This window comes from Pseudoxanthomonas sp. LjRoot143, from assembly GCF_964252945.1.
In the GTDB taxonomy this organism is placed as follows: domain Bacteria; phylum Pseudomonadota; class Gammaproteobacteria; order Xanthomonadales; family Xanthomonadaceae; genus Pseudoxanthomonas_A.
This window is the reverse complement of sequence record NZ_CAXUPM020000001.1, coordinates 4309833-4327027: the sequence shown is the minus strand read 5'-3', so window position 1 is coordinate 4327027 and position 17195 is coordinate 4309833. Positions and strand designations below refer to the sequence as shown.

Sequence of the window (17195 nt, the reverse complement as noted above, 5' to 3'; positions counted from 1 at the left end):
CTTCGCATCGTGGGTGCAGGCTCCTCAGAACGAACGAGCGATATTGACGTACCAGTAGCGCCCCCACGGATTGTGCAACGAACCGCGGTAGCCGCCATCGGCCAGCGACGGACCCTCGTCGGTCAGGTCGCGTACGCCCAGGCGCACGGCGGTGCCATCGGGGAAGCGGTACTGGCCGTACAGGTTGTGGGTCAGGCGCTGTTCGACCACCCACGGATCACCCGACACGCCCAGCAGCTGCGGCTGTTCGAACGAACTCATGTACTGCGCCGAGTAGCCCACGCGCCAGGCCGACTTGTTCCAGGTCAGCGAGCCGCTGGCGCGCCATTCCGGGCGCCCGTTCTGGCCGATCAGCTGGCTCGGGTCCGGCAGCGGGGTCAGCGGATCGATGGTACCCGCGGCGCGCGCGGCGTACAGCGCATTGACGATGTCGCCCGGATCGCGGGTGAACTCCAGCAGGCGGGTCGCATTGAGGTTGACCGAGAACGAGCCGAAGCGCGTGCGGCGCAGCGACCAGTCCATGCCGAAGTCGATGCCGCCCGCCGTCTGCGGTTGCAGGTTGATGAAGCGGTCGTTAATGGCGATGACGCGTCCGACGGGATCGATGCCGGTACCGGCGAAGAAGTCGATGTCTTCCTGCGTCGGCGCTTCGCGCACCACCAGCGGATTGCTGCCGCCGTCGACGCGGTTGAGGTAGTCCACCGTCAGTGCGGTCTGCGCACCGAGCAGGCCGACGATCTGCTCCTGCTTGATCTTCCAGCGGTCGACGGTGAAGGTGAAGCTGCCGAAGCGCTCGGGGATGAAGGTCGGCTGGAACACCACGCCGAACGAGGTATTGGTGCTCTCTTCCGGCTCCAGGTCCGGGTTGCCGGCCACCAGCAGCGACGCGCCGGCGGTGTTCTGCCCGCACGCGCTGAACGAGGCGATGCGGCCGGCACGCAGGTCGGCTTCGCAGCGGATGTGGTCCATGCCGCTGGCCAGGCGCGAGTACTGCGTCGCGTTGGTCTGCTCGAGGTTCGGCGCGCGGAAGCCTTCCGAGTACGAACCGCGCAGGCGCAGGCCTTCCACCAGATCCCACGCCAGTGCCACCTTGGGCTTGGCGACGGAACCGAAGTCGGAGTAGTGCTCGTAGCGGCCGGCCAGCTGCATGTCCAGGCGGTGCACGAGCGGGATGCCCATGTCTTCCGACACCAGCGGCACCGCGAACTCGACATAGGCCGAGCCGACGTTGCGCGAACCGCGGGTGTCCGGATTCGGGCTGACCGCGGCTACGTTGCTGAGGTTGGTCTCGCCGGTGACCATGTCGGTGAAGGTGTAGGTGCCGTCGAGGTTGGCGTCGCGGTCGTCGCGCTGGGTCTCGCGGCGCGCTTCCGCACCGAAGGCGATGCCGACGTTGCCGGCCGGCAGCGAGAACAGGTCGCCGCGGCTCATCTTGAAGTCGGCCATCGTCAGCGTGGTGCGCGATTCACGCACCAGGTCGAACACGATGCCGTCGATCGCCGCCTGCGAACTCGGCGAGCAGTCGCCATAGGTCGGCGTGGCCACGCAGCCGCCGCTGAACGGGTTGTATGCGTCCGGGGTGGCGAGGGCGAGCTGCTGCTGCAGCTTGGTCATGTTGATGTTGGGCGACCGGTCCTCGGCTTCGGCCTCGGAATACAGCAGCGCCGTTTCCCAGTTCCAGCCGTTCCACTCGCCGCGCAGGCCGGCGAGGAAGCGCGCCTGATAGTTCTCCACGCGCACGCGCTGGAACCCGGTGTCGACGTAGCGGTAGTTGCTCATCTGCACCGGCAGGCCGGCGGCCGGCACGCCGGTCAAGCCGGGCAGGCGGTTCGGGTTCGGCGTGCCGTCGGGCAGCGTGGCCGCGCCGAACGGGTTCCAGTAGTTGGTCGCCGGAATCCACAGGCTGTTGAGGTTCACCACCGGCGGCTGCGTCGCTTCGCTGACCGCATGATAGAAGCCGATTTCGCCGAACGCCTCGACCGTATCGGTGAGGTCGTGGTGGCCGGTCACGAACACGTTGATGCGCTCCACCGACGGCCGCACCGTGGTGCCGTGGCGCGTGTCGTAACGCATGTCGCGGTTGGTGGTGTTGAAGTTGTGGTTGCCGCTGGCCAGGCACAGGTCGGTGCCGACGCTGACGCCGCAACCGAAGCTCGACGGCTGGATGCGGAACGCACCGGCGGTATTCGTCACCGCCGTGCCGTTGGAACGGATCACCGCGCGCGGACCGACCGTCAGGCGCGCCCACGGCGTATGCGACGAACGGCCGTCCAACGCGGCGAGGCCGGCGAAGTCCGGGTAGTCCGCGAACAGCGCACGCAGGTCGTCGGTCGCGGTGAAGTCCTGGTCCGAGGCCATCAGCTCGGAGCGGTCGGTGTAGTTGATGAAGGCCGACACGTTGCCGCGGTCGTAGTTCTTGCCGGCGAACAGGTTCACCTCGAACTCGTTCATGCCCGTGCCTTCGGCACTGCCGTAGCGCGTGCTGGCGCTGACGCCGTCGAAGTCGGTCTGCAGCACGGTGTTGACCACGCCGGCGACCGCATCAGCGCCATAGATCGCAGCCGCGCCGTCGAGCAGGATCTCCATGCGGTCCAGGCCCGAGACCGGGATCGCATTGGAATTGAAGCTCTGCACCGGCACGGTGCCGGTGTCGGACGTGCCCTGGCTGGTCGGATGCTGCACCAGCCGGCGCCCGTTGAGCAGCACCAGCGTGTTGCCGACGCCGAGCGAGCGCAGGTTGACCGAGTTGACGTCGCCGCGCGCGGCGTTGCTGGTCTGCGGATTGTTGGACGCGTCGAACAGCACGTCGCCCATCTGCGGGATGGTGCGCATCAGCTCGTCGCCGGAGATCGCGCCGGCGGCATCGATCTGTTCGGCGCCCACGACCATCACCGGCAACGCGTCGGTGGTCGATGCGCCCTGGATATGCGAGCCGACCACGGTGACCTTGTCGAGCGTGGTCGGCTCCTCGGCGGGCGCCGATTGCGGCGCCGGCTCGGCCGGTGGCGTGGTGTCCTGGGCCGCGGCAGCGTGGATCACCGCCAGCAAGGCCAGGGTCAGACTGCTCCGCAGCGGTGCGGTGCGTCGGTTGTAGGTATGCATCGTTCAGTCCCTCCTCTGAAGACGTGAAATGGCCGGCGTCAGTCGGCCGTGAGTCGTGTCGGGTCGCCCGGGCCTGCGGCCGGGTCCGGCGCGGCGGCGATCGGGGCGGACGGGCCGCCCAGCGCGCGCGCCAGCGCGTCGCGGTCGAGCGCGTTCTCCCAGCGCGCGACCACCAGCGTGGCGACGGCATTGCCGGTGAAGTTGGTCAGCGAGCGGCACTCGCTCATGAAGCGGTCGATGCCGAGGATCAGCGCCATGCCGGCGACCGGCACTTCCGGCACCACCGCCAGCGTCGCGGCCAGCGTGATGAAGCCGGCGCCGGTCACGCCGGCCGCGCCCTTCGAACTCAGCATCGCGACCAGCAGCAGCATGATCTGGTGGCCCAGGCTCAGTTCGGTATTGGTGGCCTGCGCGATGAACAGCGCGGCCAGCGTCATGTAGATGTTGGTGCCGTCCAGGTTGAACGAGTAGCCGGTCGGCACGACCAGGCCGACGACGGACTTCGACGCGCCGGCGCGCTCCATCTTCTCCATCAGCGACGGCAGTGCGGATTCCGACGACGACGTGCCCAGCACCAGCAGCAGCTCGGCCTTGAGGTAGCGGATCAGGCGGAAGATCGAGAACCCGCACCACCACGACACCAGGCCGAGGATGACGATCACGAACAGCAGCGATGTGATGTAGAACGAACCGACCAGCCACGCCAGGTTGACCAGCATGCCGACGCCGTACTTGCCGATGGTGAAGGCGATGGCACCGAACGCACCGATGGGCGCGGCGCGCATCAGGATGTGCACCAGCCGGAACACCGGCGCGGTCAGCGCTTCCAGCAGATTCAGCACCGGACGGCCCTTCTCGCCGACCAGCGCCAGCGACAGGCCGAACAGCACCGCGACGAACAGCACCTGCAGGATGTTGTCGCCCACCAGCGGGCTGACCAGCGTCTTCGGGATGATGTCCATCAGGAAGCCGACCAGCGACAGCTCGTGCGACTTCTGCACGTAGTCGTCGACCGCGGACCGGTCCAGGTCGGCCGGATTGATGTTCATGCCGGCGCCGGGCTGGACCACGTGCGCGACGACCATGCCGATGACGAGCGCCAGCGTGGAGAAGAACAGGAAGTACGCCATCGCCTTGGCGAACACCCGCCCCACGGTCCGCAGATGGGTCATGCCGGCGATGCCGGTGACGATGGTCAGGAAGATCACCGGCGCGATGATCATCTTCACCAGCTTGATGAACGCATCGCCCAGCGGCTTCATCGATTCGGCCAGCGCGGGCTCGAAATGCCCCAGCACTGCGCCCAGCACGATCGCCACGATCACCTGGAAGTAGAGCTGCTTGTACAGCGGCTGCTTCGGCGGCGGCACGAAAGGGGTATCGGCCAGTTGCATGGGGGAGACTCCGGAAAACGGCGGCGCCACCCGGATCGGCGGCCGGCATGTTGTACCCCCGCATCGCCGCCGCACCGATAACCTATTGGTACTAGCCCCCGCGCCTGCGGCAGTGCCCAGTAGACTGGGCCCCCATGCTGCGTGCCCGCCGCCACCGCCAGATCCTGTCCGTCGTGCTGGCGATCCTCGGCGGCGCGGCGCTGGTGATGACGCTGGCCTACCACTGGGCCGGCACGCGCGCGCAGCGTGCGGAGACCACTCAGCTGGAACGCCAGCTCGACCTGCACGCGCAGGCCCTGCAGCAGCGCATCGACCGCTACCGCACGCTGCCGCAGGTACTGGCGCAGGATCCCGACCTGCGCGATGCGCTGCTCGCGCCGGTCGACGACGCGCGCCGCAATGCGCTCAACCAGCGCCTGGAGGACGCCAACAGCGTCACCCGCTCGTCGACGCTGACGCTGATCGACCGCCACGGCACCGCGCTGGCCGCCAGCAACTGGCGTGAGCCCACCAGCAACGTCGGCGAGGACTACAGCTTTCGTCCCTACGTGAAACAGGCGCTGCGCGACGGACAGGGGCAGTTCTACGGCATCGGCCTGACCACCGGCGAGCCGGGCTACTTCCTGTCGCAGGCGATCATCGGCGACGGCGGCGACGTCATCGGGCTCATCGTCATCAAGATCGAGCTGGATGCGCTGGAACAGGAATGGCTGCAGACACCGGACATCGTGCTGGTCAGCGATGCGCACGGGGTGATCTTCCTCGCCAGCCAGGACGCCTGGCGCTACCGCACGCTGCGCACGCTGACCGACGCCGACCGCCGCGAGCTCGACGCCACCCGCCAGTACGCGCGCCAGACCCTGCGTCAGCTGCAGTGGCAGGACCTGTCGGCCCCGGGCGACGGTGCGCGGCGCGTGCAGCTGCGCGACCCCGCCCTGCCCGCGCCGGTACTGTGGCAGTCGATGGCCCTGCCCGAGGAAGGCTGGCAACTGCACCTGCTGCATGATGCGTCGGCGATCACCGCGGCGGGCCGCACCGCCGCGCTCGCCGCCGGCGGCGTCTGGCTGGCGCTGTCGTTCCTGGCGCTGTTCATGCAGCAGCGGCGCCGCCTCGCGCTGCTGCAGCGGCGCAGCCGCGAGGAACTGGAAGCCGTCCTGCAGCAGCACGCGCAGGAATTGCGCACCGCGCAGGACGGCATCGTCGAAGCCGCGCGCTCGGCCGACGCCGGCCTCAGCCGCAGCCTGGAACACCTGCCGCAGGGCGTGGTGATCATCGACGCCGACCTGCGGCTGGTCGCGTGGAACTCGCGCTACATGGACCTGTTCCGCTTCCCGCCCGACCTGATCCACGTCGGCCGGCCGATCGAGGACGTATTCCGCTACAACGCGCGCCGCGGCTTGCTCGGTCCGGGTCCGGTCGACGAGGCGATCCAGCGCCGCATCGAGCACCTGCGCAGCGGCAAGCCGCACATGCGCGAAAGCGAGAAGGACGACGGCGTGGTGCTGGAGATCCGTGGCAACCCGCTGCCGGATGGCGGCTTCGTCACCAGCTACGCCGACATCACCAGCTACAAGAACGCCGCCCGCGAACTGCGCTCGCTGGCCGATGCGCTGGAACACCGCGTGGAGGAACGCACGCGTGCGCTGGCCGACGCCACCCAGGCGGCGGAGAACGCCAACCGCTACAAGACGCGCTTCGTCGCGTCTGCCGTGCACGACCTGCTGCAGCCGCTCAACGCCGCGCGCATGTTCGTCTCCGCGCTGCGCGGCCGCTTGCACGAAGACGAGGCGCGCCGCATCGCCGACCACGTCGACAACGCACTGACCGCGCAGGACGCCATCCTCAACAGCCTGCTCGATATCGCCCGGCTGGAATCGGGCGCGCTGCCGACGCGCGTGCGCGACTTCGCGCTGGCGCCGCTGCTGGAAGCACTGGCCCGCGAGTTCGGCATGGCCGCGACCGAACGCGGGCTGGTGCTGGACAGCGTGCCTACGCGCACCGTCGTGCGCAGCGACGAGGCCCTGCTGCGGCGCATCCTGCAGAACTTCCTGTCGAACGCGATCCGCTACACGCCGCGCGGCCGCGTGCTGCTGGGCGTGCGCCGCACTGGCGACGGCGTCCGCATCGAAGTGCACGACCAGGGGCCGGGCATCCCCGAAAGTCTGCAGAAGGACATCTTCGAGGAGTTCCGCCGCCTCAACGACGGCGTCGCCAACGATCGCGGCGCCGGCCTCGGACTGGCCATCGTCGAACGCATCGGCCGCGTGCTCGGCCACCGCATCGGCCTGCGCTCGCAACTCGGGCGCGGCAGCGTGTTCTGGGTGGAGCTGCCACGCGGCGTTGCCAGCGCGGCGACGGCGGAACCGTCACCGGTCGCGGCCGACATCGATGACGGTTCGCCACTGCGCGGGCGCCGCGTGTGGTGCGTGGACGACGATCCCCGCGTCTGCGAAGCCACGCGCGCCTTGCTGCAACGCTGGGAATGCGAGGTCGATCTCGCCTCCGGACCCGACGACGCACTGGCGGCGGCGATGCCGGGACAGGCGCCCGACCTGCTGCTGCTCGACGTGCGGCTCGGCGACACCGACGGGCCGACGCTTTACACCCGCCTGTGCGAACGCTGGGGCAGTACCCCGCCGGTGATCCTGGTGACCGCCGAGCGCGACGATGCGCTGCGCGCGCTGGCGCTGCGGCACGGCTGGGGCTTCCTCGCCAAGCCGGTGAAACCCGCGGCGCTGCGCGCGCTGATGACCCAACTCCACGTGCGCCGCGCGCACTGAGGACCAAGCCGATGCCGGGCCGATGCTGACCTACGTCATTCCCGTCCTCGCCATCGTGCTGCTCGGCGCCGCGCTGCGACGGATGCGGCGCGTCCCCGATGGCCTGTTCCCGGCGATGGAGTGGTTTTCCTTTTATGTCGCCTTCCCCGCGCTGCTGTTCGTCGGCGCCGCGCGACTGAAGCTGTCCGCCCACGATGCGCTCGACCTGTCGCTCGCCGCGCTGCTGCCCACGTTGCTGCTGACCGGCCTGGTACTGCTGGCGCTGCGGTTCGCGAAACGCCTGCCCGATCCCAGTCGTTCGTCGGTGGTGCAGGGCGCGGTACGGCCGAGCAGCTACTTCGGGCTGGCGGTGGCGGCGCTGCTGTTCCCGCCCGAAACCACCGCGATGGTGATGCTGGCGCTGGCGATCTGCCTGCCGGTGGTCAACGTCATCGCGGTGGTCGCGCTGGCGGTCTGGGGCAGCGGCGATGCCAGCGCGCGCGGCATCGCACGGGCGCTGGCACGCAATCCGATCATCCTGACGACGCTGGCCGGCCTGCTGTTCAACCTCAGCGGCCTGCCGTTGCCGGTACCGCTGGCGGCCGCGCTCGACATCCTTGCCGATGCGGCGCTGGCGCTCGGCCTGCTATGCGTGGGCGGCGGCCTGCAGTTCAACCGCGACCACGTGCGCCCGCTGCTGCTCGGTGCGACCTCCGCGCTGAAGATGCTCGTGCTGCCGCTGCTGGCCGTGCTGGTCTGCCGCTGGCTGGACGCGAGTGCGGAGGTGACGGTGGCGGCGTGCTTCTACGCGGCGCTGCCCACGGCATCGAACGCCTACATCATGGCGCGGCAGATGGGCGGCGATGCACCGCTGATGGCCTCGCTGGTGACCTGGCAGACGCTGTTCGCCGCCGCCACCGTGCCGCTGGCGATGCAGCTGCCGCGCTGGCTGGGCTGAGGCTCACTCGACCGGCGGGCCTTCCGGCTCCAGTGATTTCACCAGCACCGCCGCCTGCGTGCGGCTGTGGCATTCGAGCTTCTTCAGGATCGCAGTGACGTGCACCTTCACCGTGTTCTCGGCCAGGCCGAGTTCGTGCGCGATCTGCTTGTTGAGCAGGCCATCGGCGAGGCACAGCAGCACGCGGAACTGCTGCGGTGTCAGCTGCGCCAGCCGCGCGGCCAGCGCGGCATCCTGTTCGGAGCGTTCGGCGGTCAGCGGCGGGAACCACGCGCCGCCGTCCAGCACCGCCGCCACGGCCTCGCCGATGGTCTCGGCGGGGGACGACTTCGGAATGAAGCCGGCGGCACCGAACTGCTGCGCGCGACGGATCACCCGCGGGTGTTCGTTCGACGAGATCACCACCACCGGCACTTCGGGATGCTCGCCACGCACGTGCAGCAGCGCGGAGAAGCCGTGCGCGCCTGGCATGGTCAGGTCCAGCAGCACCAGGTCGGTGTCCGGCCGCGCGTCCAGCGCCTGGCCCAGGCTGGCGGCGCTGGCGGCCTCGGCGACGGTGGCGCCGGGCAACGCCTCGCGCAGCGCATGGATCACCGCGGTGCGGAACAGCGGATGGTCGTCGGCCACCAGGATCGTCGTGCTCATGCGGGGAGTCTCGCATGCACCCTGCGCCCGGCTCCGGACCTAGTACCAAAGCATCAGCCGGCCAGGCGGCCTGCAAATAATTTTCATGCCTGACGCTACACATGCTACAAATCGGGCCTTCGACCCGACAGACAGGCCACCATGGCTGAAAATCCATTTCATACGGAACCGGCCGGCAAGGGGCTCGGCGCCGACGCCCGCACCGCCGACGCCATCGCCGCGGCCGGCTGGTCGGTCCTGGACGGCGACGTCAGCCTGCCCGTGGCGGTGCTGCGCGACAGCGCGCTGCGCCACAACCTGGACTGGATGGCGCGCTTCATCGCCGCCTATGGCGTCGACCTGGCGCCGCACGGTAAGACCACGATGAGCCCGGAGCTGTTCGCGATGCAGCTGGACGCCGGTGCCTGGGGCATCACCCTGGCCACCGCGCCGCAGGTCCGCGATGCGTACCGCCATGGCGTGCGCCGGGTGCTGATGGCGAACCAGCTGGTCGACCGCGCCAACATGGCCATCGTCGCCGACCTGCTGCGCGATCCCGCCTTCGACTTCTGCTGCCTGGTCGATTCGGCCGCGAACGTCGATGCACTGGGCGCGTTCTTCGCCGGGCAGGGCCAACGCCTGCGACTGCTGCTGGAAATCGGCGTCACCGGTGGCCGCACCGGCGTACGCGACGACGCGCAGGTCGCCGCGGTCGTCGAGGCCATCCGCCGCTGGCCGCAGTCGCTGGCGCTGGTCGGCGTGGAGACCTACGAAGGCGTACTGAAGGACGAGGCCGGCGTGCGCGCGTTGCTGCGCCGTAGCGTCGACGTCCTGCAGTCGCTGCGCGCGCAGGACGCGTTCGCCGAACCGCGCGTCCTGCTGTCCGGCGCCGGCTCGGCCTGGTACGACGTGGTGGCGGAGGAATTCGCCGAGGCTGCGCACGACGACGCCGTGCACGTGCTGCTGCGCCCGGGCTGCTACCTGACCCACGATGTCGGCGCCTACCGCGAGGCGGCCACGCGCATCCATGCGTCGAACCCGGTGGCGCGCGAAATGGCCGAAGGCCTGCAGCCGGCGTTGCAGCTATGGGCCTGCGTGCAGTCGCGCCCGGAAGCCACGCGCGCGATCGTCGGCCTGGGCAAGCGCGATGCCGCGTTCGACGCCGGTCTGCCGGTGCCCGCGTTGCGCTACCGCACCGGCGATGCCGCACCGACCCCGGTGCCGGCGCACTGGCGACTGGACGCGATCATGGACCAGCACGCCTTCCTGCACCTGGAGGCCGACGACGATGTGCAGGTCGGCGACCTGCTGTGTTTCGACATCAGCCATCCCTGCCTGACCTTCGACAAGTGGCGGCACCTGCTGCGCGTGGACGACGATGTCCGCGTGACCGGCCTGGTGCACACGTACTTCTGATCCCTCACGAACGGAACCGCGCATGTCCCCGGGAAGCCTGCTGCTGGTCTACGCCGCCGTTGCGATCATCGCGCTGATCGTCCTGATCGCGCGCTACCGGCTCAATCCGTTCATCACCCTCACCCTGGTCTCGCTGGGGCTGGCGCTGGTGGCGGGCATGCCGGCGACGGAGATCGTCGGCGCCTACGAACAGGGCGTCGGCCGCACGCTGGGGCACATCGCGCTGATCGTCGCGCTGGGCACCATGCTCGGCAAGATGATGGCCGAGTCCGGCGGCGCCGAGCGCATCGCGCGCACGCTGATCGCGCGCTTCGGCACGCGCCACGTGCACTGGGCGACGATGCTGGTGGCGTTCTGCATCGGCCTGCCGATCTTCTTCGAGGTCGGCTTCGTGCTGCTGGTGCCGATCGTGTTCAACGTCGCGCGCCGCACCGGCGTGCCGCTGCTGCTGGTCGGCCTGCCGATGGTCGCCGGCCTGTCGGTCGTGCACGGACTGGTGCCGCCGCATCCGGCGGCGATGCTGGCGGTGAAAGCCTACGGCGCCGATGTCGGCCGCACCGTGTTCTTCGCGCTGCTGGTCGGCCTGCCGACGGCGGCACTGGCCGGCCCGGTATTCGCCAAGTTCATCGCGCCGCGCGTGCAGGTGCCTGCGCACCACCCGATGGAACAGGCGCTGCTCGACGAAGGCCATGGTCAGGCACCGGACGACGCGCTGCCCGGCTTCGGCATCACCGTCGCCACGCTGCTGCTGCCGGTCGCGCTGATGCTGCTCGGTGGCTGGGCCGACGTGCTGGCCACGCCGGGCACGTCGCTCAACGGCTTCTTCCACTTCATCGGCAACTCGGTGGTGGCGCTGCTGCTGGCCACGCTGATGAGCTTCGTCACCCTCGGCCTGATGCGCGGCTTCACCCGCGAGCAGATCCTGAAGTTCTCGCAGGAATGCCTCGCCCCCACCGCGGCGATCACCCTGCTGGTCGGCGCCGGCGGCGGCTTGAACGGCATCCTGGTGAAGACCGGCGTGGCCGCGGAAATCACCGCGCTGTCGCACCGCTTCGAACTGTCGCCACTGCTGATGGGCTGGGCGGTCGCCGCGCTGATGCGCATCGCGACGGGCTCGGCGACGGTGGCGATGAGCACGGCCGCCGGCATCGTCGCGCCGGTCGCGCTGGCGGCCGGTTATCCGCACCCGGAACTGCTGGTGCTGGCCACCGGCGCCGGCGCGCTGATCCTGTCGCACGTCAACGACGGCGGGTTCTGGCTGGTGAAGGAGTACTTCAACATGAGCGTGGCGCAGACCTTCCGCACCTGGACGGTGCTGGAGACGATCATCTCGCTGGTCGCGCTGGCCTTGACCGCGGCGCTCGCCGCCCTGCTCTGAGGCCGCCATGCACGATCTCGTCTACCAGCTGCGCCAGCGCCGCGACCGCTTCAGCCCGGTCGAACAGCGCATCGCCGACGCCATCCTCGCCGACCTGCCGGCCGCCGCACAGTCCGGCGTGGGCGAACTGGCCGCGCGTGCCGGCGTCAGCGTCGCCGCCGTGTCGCGCTTCGCCAAGACGCTGGGCTGCGCGCACGTGCGCGAGCTGCGTGCGCGGTTGGCCGAAGCTGGCACCGTCGGCCGCCGTTTCCTCGACGACGCCGATGCGCCGCCACTGCCCGCGCTGCACGCGCAGATCGGCAGCGATGCCGAGGCCGCGCTGCGCCGCAACCTCGCCGGCCTGTCGGAATCCGTCGTGCATGCACTGGCCGATGCGCTGGCGACCGCGCGGCGCGTGCACATCTTCGGCATGGGCGGCAGCTCGGCCGTGTTCGCGCAGGAACTGCAACAGCGATTGACCCGCCTGGGCCTGCCGGTCGCCGCCTGCAGCGATGCGGTGGCGATGCGCATGCTGGCGGCGACCCTGGAAGACGGCGACCTGGTGATCGCGTTGTCGGTCAGCGGGCGCAACCGCGAATTGCTGGAGGCCTGCGAGATCGCACTCGGTTACGGCGCACGGCTCGCCGCATTCACTCGCGCGGACACGCCGCTGGCGGCGCATGCGCACTGGCTGCTGCCGCTGGTGCTGGACGAGACCGATTTCGTATTCAAGCCGTCGGCCTCGCGCTACGCGCTGCTGCTGGCCATCGACGTGCTCGCCACCACGGTGGCGCTGCGCGATCCCGCCGGCAACCGCGAGCGCCTGCGCCGCATCAAGCTGGCGCTGGACACCTGGCGCGGCGGCGGCGACGAACGCCTGCCGCTGGGAGATTGAGCATGGCGACGACGCCCGACGACACCCTGCTGATTCGCGATGTGTGGATCCATGACGGGAACGACACGCCGCCGGTCCATGGCGATGTCGCCGTGCGCGATGGCCGCGTGATTGCGCTCGGCACCGTGCAAGGCGACGCGACGCACGTGATCGAAGGCCACGGCTACGCGCTGGCGCCGGGCTTCATCGACGTACACACGCACGACGACCTGGAAGTGATCCGCCAGCCGGACATGCCCGCGAAGCTGAGCCAGGGCGTCACCACCGTCGTGGTCGGCAACTGCGGCATCAGCGCGAGTCCGGTGGTGCCGGGCCGCGCCGTGCCCGACCCGATGAACCTGCTCGGCGCCGACGACGAGTTCCGCTACCCGCGCTTCGCCGATTACCGCGCCGCGGTGGAACGCGCGCAGCCGGCGGTGAACGTCGCCGCACTGGTCGGCCACACGGCGTTGCGTCAGAACCACCTGGACCGGCTGGATCGCGCCGCGACCGGCGACGAGATCGCGGCGATGCGCACGCAGCTGCGCGACGCGTTGGAAGCCGGCGCGCTCGGCCTCAGCACCGGCCTGGCTTACGCCTCTGCGTTCCACGCACCCGACAACGAAGTGCGTGCGCTGTCCGAAGAACTCGATGGCCACCGCCACACCTATGCCAGCCACCTGCGCGACGAGTTCGCCGGCATCGTGCCCGCACTGGAGGAAGCGGTCGGTGTCGGTCGCCACAGCGGCGCGCCGGTGCGCGTGTCGCACCTGAAGTGCGCCGGCGCGGACAACTGGGGCCGCAGCACCGAAGTGCTCGCCGTGCTCGACCACGAGGCGCGCGACCACGATGTCGCCTGCGACTGCTATCCGTACGCGGCCAGTTCGTCGACGCTGGACCTGAAGCAGGTCACCGACGCCTACGACATCCTGGTGACGTGGTCCGAGCCGCATCCGGAGCAGGGCGGACGCCTGCTGGCGGCGATCGCTGCGGACTGGAAGGTCTCGTTGCTGGACGCCGCGCGCCGGCTGCAACCGGCGGGCGCGGTCTACCACGGCATGGACGAAGCCGATGTGCGCCGCATCTTGGCGCATCCGCGCACGATGGTCGGCTCCGATGGTCTTCCGCGCGATCCGCGCCCGCATCCGCGGCTGTGGGGCAGCTTCCCGCGCGTGCTCGGCCACTACGCGCGCGATGTCGGTCTGTTCCCGCTGCATACCGCCGTGCACAAGATGACCGGACTGCCGGCCGCGCGCTTCGGCCTGCGTGACCGCGGCGTGCTGCGCATCGGCGCGCAGGCCGACCTGGTGCTGTTCGATCCGGCGACGGTGCGCGACGTCGCCGACTTCCACGACCCGATCCGTCCTGCCGCCGGCATGCACGCGGTATGGGTGGCGGGCCGGCTCGCCTACGACGGCACACAGGTGGTCGGCCGCCACGGCCGCTTCCTCGCGCCGACCTGACTTCTTCTTTACGGAGTACACGACATGAGCGACATCACGCGATACGGCGCCGAGGGCGGCGTCGGCCAGGGCAAGCAGCACATGCCGTTCTCACGCGCGGTGCAGGCCGACGGCTGGCTGTACGTCTCCGGCCAGGTGCCGATGCGCGACGGCGAACTGGTCGGCGGCACCGTCACCGAACAGGCGCACGTGGTGATCCAGAGCGTGCTCGCGATCCTGGCCGACGCCGGCTACGGTCCGGAGCACGTCGTGCGCTGCGGCGTATGGCTCGACGACGCGCGCGACTTCTACGCGTTCAACACCGTGTTCAAGCACTACTTTGGCGAGCATCCGCCGGCACGTGCCTGCGTGGAGTCGCGGATGGTCGTCGACTGCAAGGTCGAAGTGGACTGCATCGCCTACAAGCGACCGACGGCCTGAGCCAACCGCCCTCCGTAGAGCGGAGCTTGCTCCGCTGCCTCGGGATCCATCACCCGTACCGCCGACCTTCGCGGAGCCGAGCTCGGCTCTACGGTGGAGCGGCGTCGCCTTCGTAGAGCGGCGCTTGCTCCGCTGCCCTACCTCACGTCGCCGCCGGATCCAGCTTGTCCAGGCGGATCCGGTTGGCGAACAGCGAGAACGCCAGCATGCCGGCCAGCCCGTTGGCGCGGCTGACCCAGCTCGGCAGCCAGCGCGGCGGCACCAGCACGCCGGCGTCGAACATCGGCTCGAACATGCCGACGTCTTCCAGCGTCATCTTGCCGGCGAACAGGCGCCGGCACAGCCGCAGCCGGTCCTGCTGCAGCGAACGGCGGAAGAAGGTGTGCACGCCGATCAGCCCGCGCAGGTACACCGTGTCCTTGGTGAACGCCGCGCCGCCGCCGGTGGGCACGCCACGGAACACGCGCTGCGCCGACGAGAAGCTCTCGGCCGGGTTCTGCCCCGCCTCGATGAAGTAGCGGAACACCTGGATGAAGTCGGCGCCGGCCAGTGCCATCGCCACCGCCTCGATGCGCAGGCTGATGCGCTTCATCCGCTCGATGTCGATGCTGCCGGTAATCTGCTCAGCGAACGTCGCCAGTCCTTCCTGCGTGGCGGTCACGCGCGGCGACGCCAGCGCCAGGCTGGGCAGCACGGTCTGCTCGCGCCCGTTCAACGCGGTCAGCGAATGCACCAGCGCCTCGTGCTGCAGCAACTGGCGGCGGTCGTAGTCGCTGAAGGCCGCGCCGTGGCGCAACCGGATGCGCGTCGCGCCCGCGGCGGCCTTGGCGATCAGCTGGCGATCCAGTTCCACCGTGATGACGCGGCCATCGAAGAAGTCGTCCAGGTCCGCCTGCAGCTGCAACTGCAGCGCGGTCGCCGACACCGGGATCTGTTCCTCCGGCGCCAGCAGTTCGTGGTCCAGGTCGTTGGCGATGGCGATGAAGTGCCCGGCCGCATCGCGCGTGGTCGGGCCGTCGCCGGGCAGGCATTCCTCCGGCGTGCCGAACAGGGCGATCGAGTGCGTCGTCACCGCCGGCGTGCCCAGCGATTCCAGCAGCTGCGCGGCGATGTCCCAGCTGCGCACCGACTCGCGCAGGTAGCAGCCGAGCGGGTGTGCTTCGTCCGCAGCAGCGGCGATGGCGGCAAGTTCGCGGCGCGCTTCACCGAAGTCCAGCCGCGGGTAGTCGATCACCGGCAGCTGCGGCTGCCCGCGGGCGACACCGTCGAGGAACGGCGCCTGCACCTCGGCGGGCCAGCTGGCCAGGCTCAGCAGCTTGATGCCGCGCACGGCCTTGACCAGGCGCGCGTCGAGCGCGGCGTGATGGGCGATATCGGGCTGCATCGGGATCCTCCGGGCGCCACTGTAGCCCACGAAGCCCGCCACTCGACTATGCTCGGGGCTCGTCCAACGGTTGCGGGGGCAGCATGCTGGAGCTCGATGCGGTGCAGACGCTGGCGTTCGCCGGCCTCGCCCTGTTCCTCGGTTACGCGCTCTGTCGCTTCGTCCCGCTGTTCTCCAGGTACAACCTGCCGGCGCCGGTGATCGGCGGCCTGGCGGTGGCGCTGGCGGTGCTGGTGGCGCGCAGCCGCGACGTCACCCTGTTCACGCTGGACACCAGCCTGCAGGCGCCGCTGATGATCGCCTTCTTCACCACCATCGGCGTCAACGCAAGCGTGGCGCTGCTGAAGCTCAGCGGGCGCCAGGTGGTGATCTTCCTGCTGCTGGCCACCGCGTTCGCCGTCGTGCAGAACCTGCTGGGCATGGCGGTGGCAATGGGCTTCGGCCTGCATCCGCTGTTCGGCGTACTGGCCGGCTCCACCACGCTGACCGGCGGACCTGCGACCGGCCTGGCGTTCGCGCCGCTGTTCGAACAGGCCGGCGTGGAAGGCGCGGAATCGATCGCGGTCGCCTCGGCGATGGCGGGCATCCTCTGTGGCGGCCTGATCGGCGGGCCGGTGGCGACGATGCTGATCCGTCGCCACAAGCTCTACGGCGGCGTGCGCCTCGGCAAGCCCGACGAATCCGCGGCCGAACCCACCGGTGCGCGCGACACGCTGGACTTCGCCACCCGCGAGTCGGCCGCGCTGAAGAGCATCGTGGTGATCCTGGTGGCGATGTGGGCGGGCGCCGGCGTCAGCCAGGGACTGGCGGCGGCGGGCCTCACGCTGCCTGCCTACGTCGGCGCGATGATGGTCGGCGCGCTGATCCGCTACTTCGACGACCGCACCGGCTGGATCGGCCTGCCGGTGGCGACCACGGACCTGATCGGCAACGTCTGCCTGGCGCTGTTCCTGTCGGTGGCGCTGATGAACCTCAAGCTGTGGGAACTGGCCGGCCTGGCCGCGCCGCTGCTGGTCAACCTCGGCCTGCAGGTGGCGCTGGTGGCGCTGTTCTGCGTCGTGGTGTTCCGCGTGATGGGCCGCGACTACGACGCCGCGGTGATGGGCGGCGGCTTCATCGGCTTCATGCTCGGCACCACCGCGAACGCGATGGCGGTGATGCGCACGCTGGTCGAACGCTACGGCATGGCGCCGCGCGCCTTCCTCGTCGCCCCGCTGGTCGGCGCGTTCTTCATCGACTTCACCAACGCGCTGATCATCACCGGGTTCATCAACCTCTGGGATTGATCGCTATCGATGGCGATCAACCGTTGAACTCTATCGCCCGCCGGAATCCAACCACCGTCATCCCGGCGCAAGCCGGGACCCAGTGACGTCAACGTCCGGATGACGGTAAGCGTAAGAAAAGACGCTAGGTCCCGGCTTTCGCCGGGATGACGACAAGG

At 69.8% G+C, this 17195-nt stretch carries 12 protein-coding genes; 8 read left to right on the top strand and 4 right to left on the bottom strand.

Translation table 11 applies throughout. The features are described 5' to 3' along the window. Positions 1 to 24 precede the first annotated feature (24 nt). Both ACSQ1W_RS20725 and ACSQ1W_RS20720 read right to left on the bottom strand, forming a co-directional pair. Positions 25 to 3102 (bottom strand): TonB-dependent receptor domain-containing protein, encoded by a 3078-nt coding sequence (locus ACSQ1W_RS20725; RefSeq protein ID WP_436045928.1) that lies wholly within the window; start codon positions 3100 to 3102, stop codon positions 25 to 27. Positions 3103 to 3140: 38 nt separating this feature from the next. Then, on the bottom strand, positions 3141 to 4496 hold the full coding sequence (locus ACSQ1W_RS20720) for a dicarboxylate/amino acid:cation symporter (protein ID WP_436045926.1): 1356 nt from the start codon (positions 4494 to 4496) through the stop codon (positions 3141 to 3143). Positions 4497 to 4633: 137 nt separating this feature from the next. Between ACSQ1W_RS20720 and ACSQ1W_RS20715 the strand changes: the two genes are divergently transcribed. Together ACSQ1W_RS20715 and ACSQ1W_RS20710 are read left to right on the top strand one after the other, a co-directional pair. Continuing rightward, positions 4634 to 7276, top strand: a complete 2643-nt coding sequence (locus ACSQ1W_RS20715) for a hybrid sensor histidine kinase/response regulator (RefSeq protein ID WP_436046267.1) — start codon at positions 4634 to 4636, stop codon at positions 7274 to 7276. Between the two features lie 22 nt (positions 7277 to 7298). Continuing rightward, on the top strand, positions 7299 to 8213 hold the full coding sequence (locus tag ACSQ1W_RS20710) for an AEC family transporter (protein ID WP_436045924.1): 915 nt from the start codon (positions 7299 to 7301) through the stop codon (positions 8211 to 8213). A gap of 3 nt (positions 8214 to 8216) precedes the next feature. Here ACSQ1W_RS20710 and ACSQ1W_RS20705 read toward each other — a convergent pair whose 3' ends face one another. Continuing rightward, complete coding sequence (locus ACSQ1W_RS20705; RefSeq protein ID WP_192274359.1) at positions 8217 to 8858, bottom strand: response regulator; 642 nt, start codon at positions 8856 to 8858, stop codon at positions 8217 to 8219. 141 nt (positions 8859 to 8999) lie between these two features. Between ACSQ1W_RS20705 and ACSQ1W_RS20700 the strand changes: the two genes are divergently transcribed. From ACSQ1W_RS20700 to ACSQ1W_RS20680, 5 genes are read left to right on the top strand one after another with little or no spacing between them, the layout of a single operon-like run. Continuing rightward, a complete protein-coding gene (locus ACSQ1W_RS20700; RefSeq protein ID WP_436045922.1) occupies positions 9000 to 10253 on the top strand; it encodes an amino acid deaminase in 1254 nt (417 codons plus the stop codon). Positions 10254 to 10275: 22 nt separating this feature from the next. Beyond that, positions 10276 to 11631 (top strand): GntT/GntP/DsdX family permease, encoded by a 1356-nt coding sequence (locus ACSQ1W_RS20695; protein ID WP_436045920.1) that lies wholly within the window; start codon positions 10276 to 10278, stop codon positions 11629 to 11631. A 7-nt stretch (positions 11632 to 11638) separates the two neighbouring features. After that, positions 11639 to 12505: a MurR/RpiR family transcriptional regulator gene (locus ACSQ1W_RS20690; RefSeq protein WP_436045918.1), complete on the top strand. Its 867-nt coding sequence runs from the start codon at positions 11639 to 11641 to the stop codon at positions 12503 to 12505. 2 nt (positions 12506 to 12507) lie between these two features. Further along, positions 12508 to 13947 carry an N-acyl-D-amino-acid deacylase family protein gene (locus tag ACSQ1W_RS20685; RefSeq protein ID WP_436045916.1) on the top strand — a complete coding sequence of 480 codons (1440 nt, stop codon included), beginning with the start codon at positions 12508 to 12510 and terminating at the stop codon, positions 13945 to 13947. A 24-nt stretch (positions 13948 to 13971) separates the two neighbouring features. Further along, positions 13972 to 14367: a RidA family protein gene (locus tag ACSQ1W_RS20680; RefSeq protein WP_436045914.1), complete on the top strand. Its 396-nt coding sequence runs from the start codon at positions 13972 to 13974 to the stop codon at positions 14365 to 14367. 142 nt (positions 14368 to 14509) lie between these two features. Here ACSQ1W_RS20680 and ACSQ1W_RS20675 read toward each other — a convergent pair whose 3' ends face one another. Further along, complete coding sequence (locus ACSQ1W_RS20675) at positions 14510 to 15751, bottom strand: flavohemoglobin expression-modulating QEGLA motif protein (protein WP_436045912.1); 1242 nt, start codon at positions 15749 to 15751, stop codon at positions 14510 to 14512. A gap of 83 nt (positions 15752 to 15834) precedes the next feature. Between ACSQ1W_RS20675 and gltS the strand changes: the two genes are divergently transcribed. Then, positions 15835 to 17037 (top strand): sodium/glutamate symporter, encoded by a 1203-nt coding sequence (gene gltS, locus ACSQ1W_RS20670; RefSeq protein WP_436045910.1) that lies wholly within the window; start codon positions 15835 to 15837, stop codon positions 17035 to 17037. The last annotated feature ends 158 nt before the right edge of the window (positions 17038 to 17195 follow it).

Bases quoted from the DNA above. Each gene is read 5' to 3' on its own strand.
- ACSQ1W_RS20725 (WP_436045928.1), bottom strand. From the start codon at position 3,102: ATGCATACCTACAACCGACGCACCGCACCGCTGCGGAGCAGTCTGACC.
- ACSQ1W_RS20720 (WP_436045926.1), bottom strand. From the start codon at position 4,496: ATGCAACTGGCCGATACCCCTTTCGTGCCGCCGCCGAAGCAGCCGCTG.
- ACSQ1W_RS20710 (WP_436045924.1), top strand. From the start codon at position 7,299: ATGCTGACCTACGTCATTCCCGTCCTCGCCATCGTGCTGCTCGGCGCC.
- ACSQ1W_RS20705 (WP_192274359.1), bottom strand. From the start codon at position 8,858: ATGAGCACGACGATCCTGGTGGCCGACGACCATCCGCTGTTCCGCACC.
- ACSQ1W_RS20700 (WP_436045922.1), top strand. From the start codon at position 9,000: ATGGCTGAAAATCCATTTCATACGGAACCGGCCGGCAAGGGGCTCGGC.
- ACSQ1W_RS20695 (WP_436045920.1), top strand. From the start codon at position 10,276: ATGTCCCCGGGAAGCCTGCTGCTGGTCTACGCCGCCGTTGCGATCATC.
- ACSQ1W_RS20690 (WP_436045918.1), top strand. From the start codon at position 11,639: ATGCACGATCTCGTCTACCAGCTGCGCCAGCGCCGCGACCGCTTCAGC.
- ACSQ1W_RS20685 (WP_436045916.1), top strand. From the start codon at position 12,508: ATGGCGACGACGCCCGACGACACCCTGCTGATTCGCGATGTGTGGATC.
- ACSQ1W_RS20680 (WP_436045914.1), top strand. From the start codon at position 13,972: ATGAGCGACATCACGCGATACGGCGCCGAGGGCGGCGTCGGCCAGGGC.
- ACSQ1W_RS20675 (WP_436045912.1), bottom strand. From the start codon at position 15,751: ATGCAGCCCGATATCGCCCATCACGCCGCGCTCGACGCGCGCCTGGTC.
- gltS (WP_436045910.1), top strand. From the start codon at position 15,835: ATGCTGGAGCTCGATGCGGTGCAGACGCTGGCGTTCGCCGGCCTCGCC.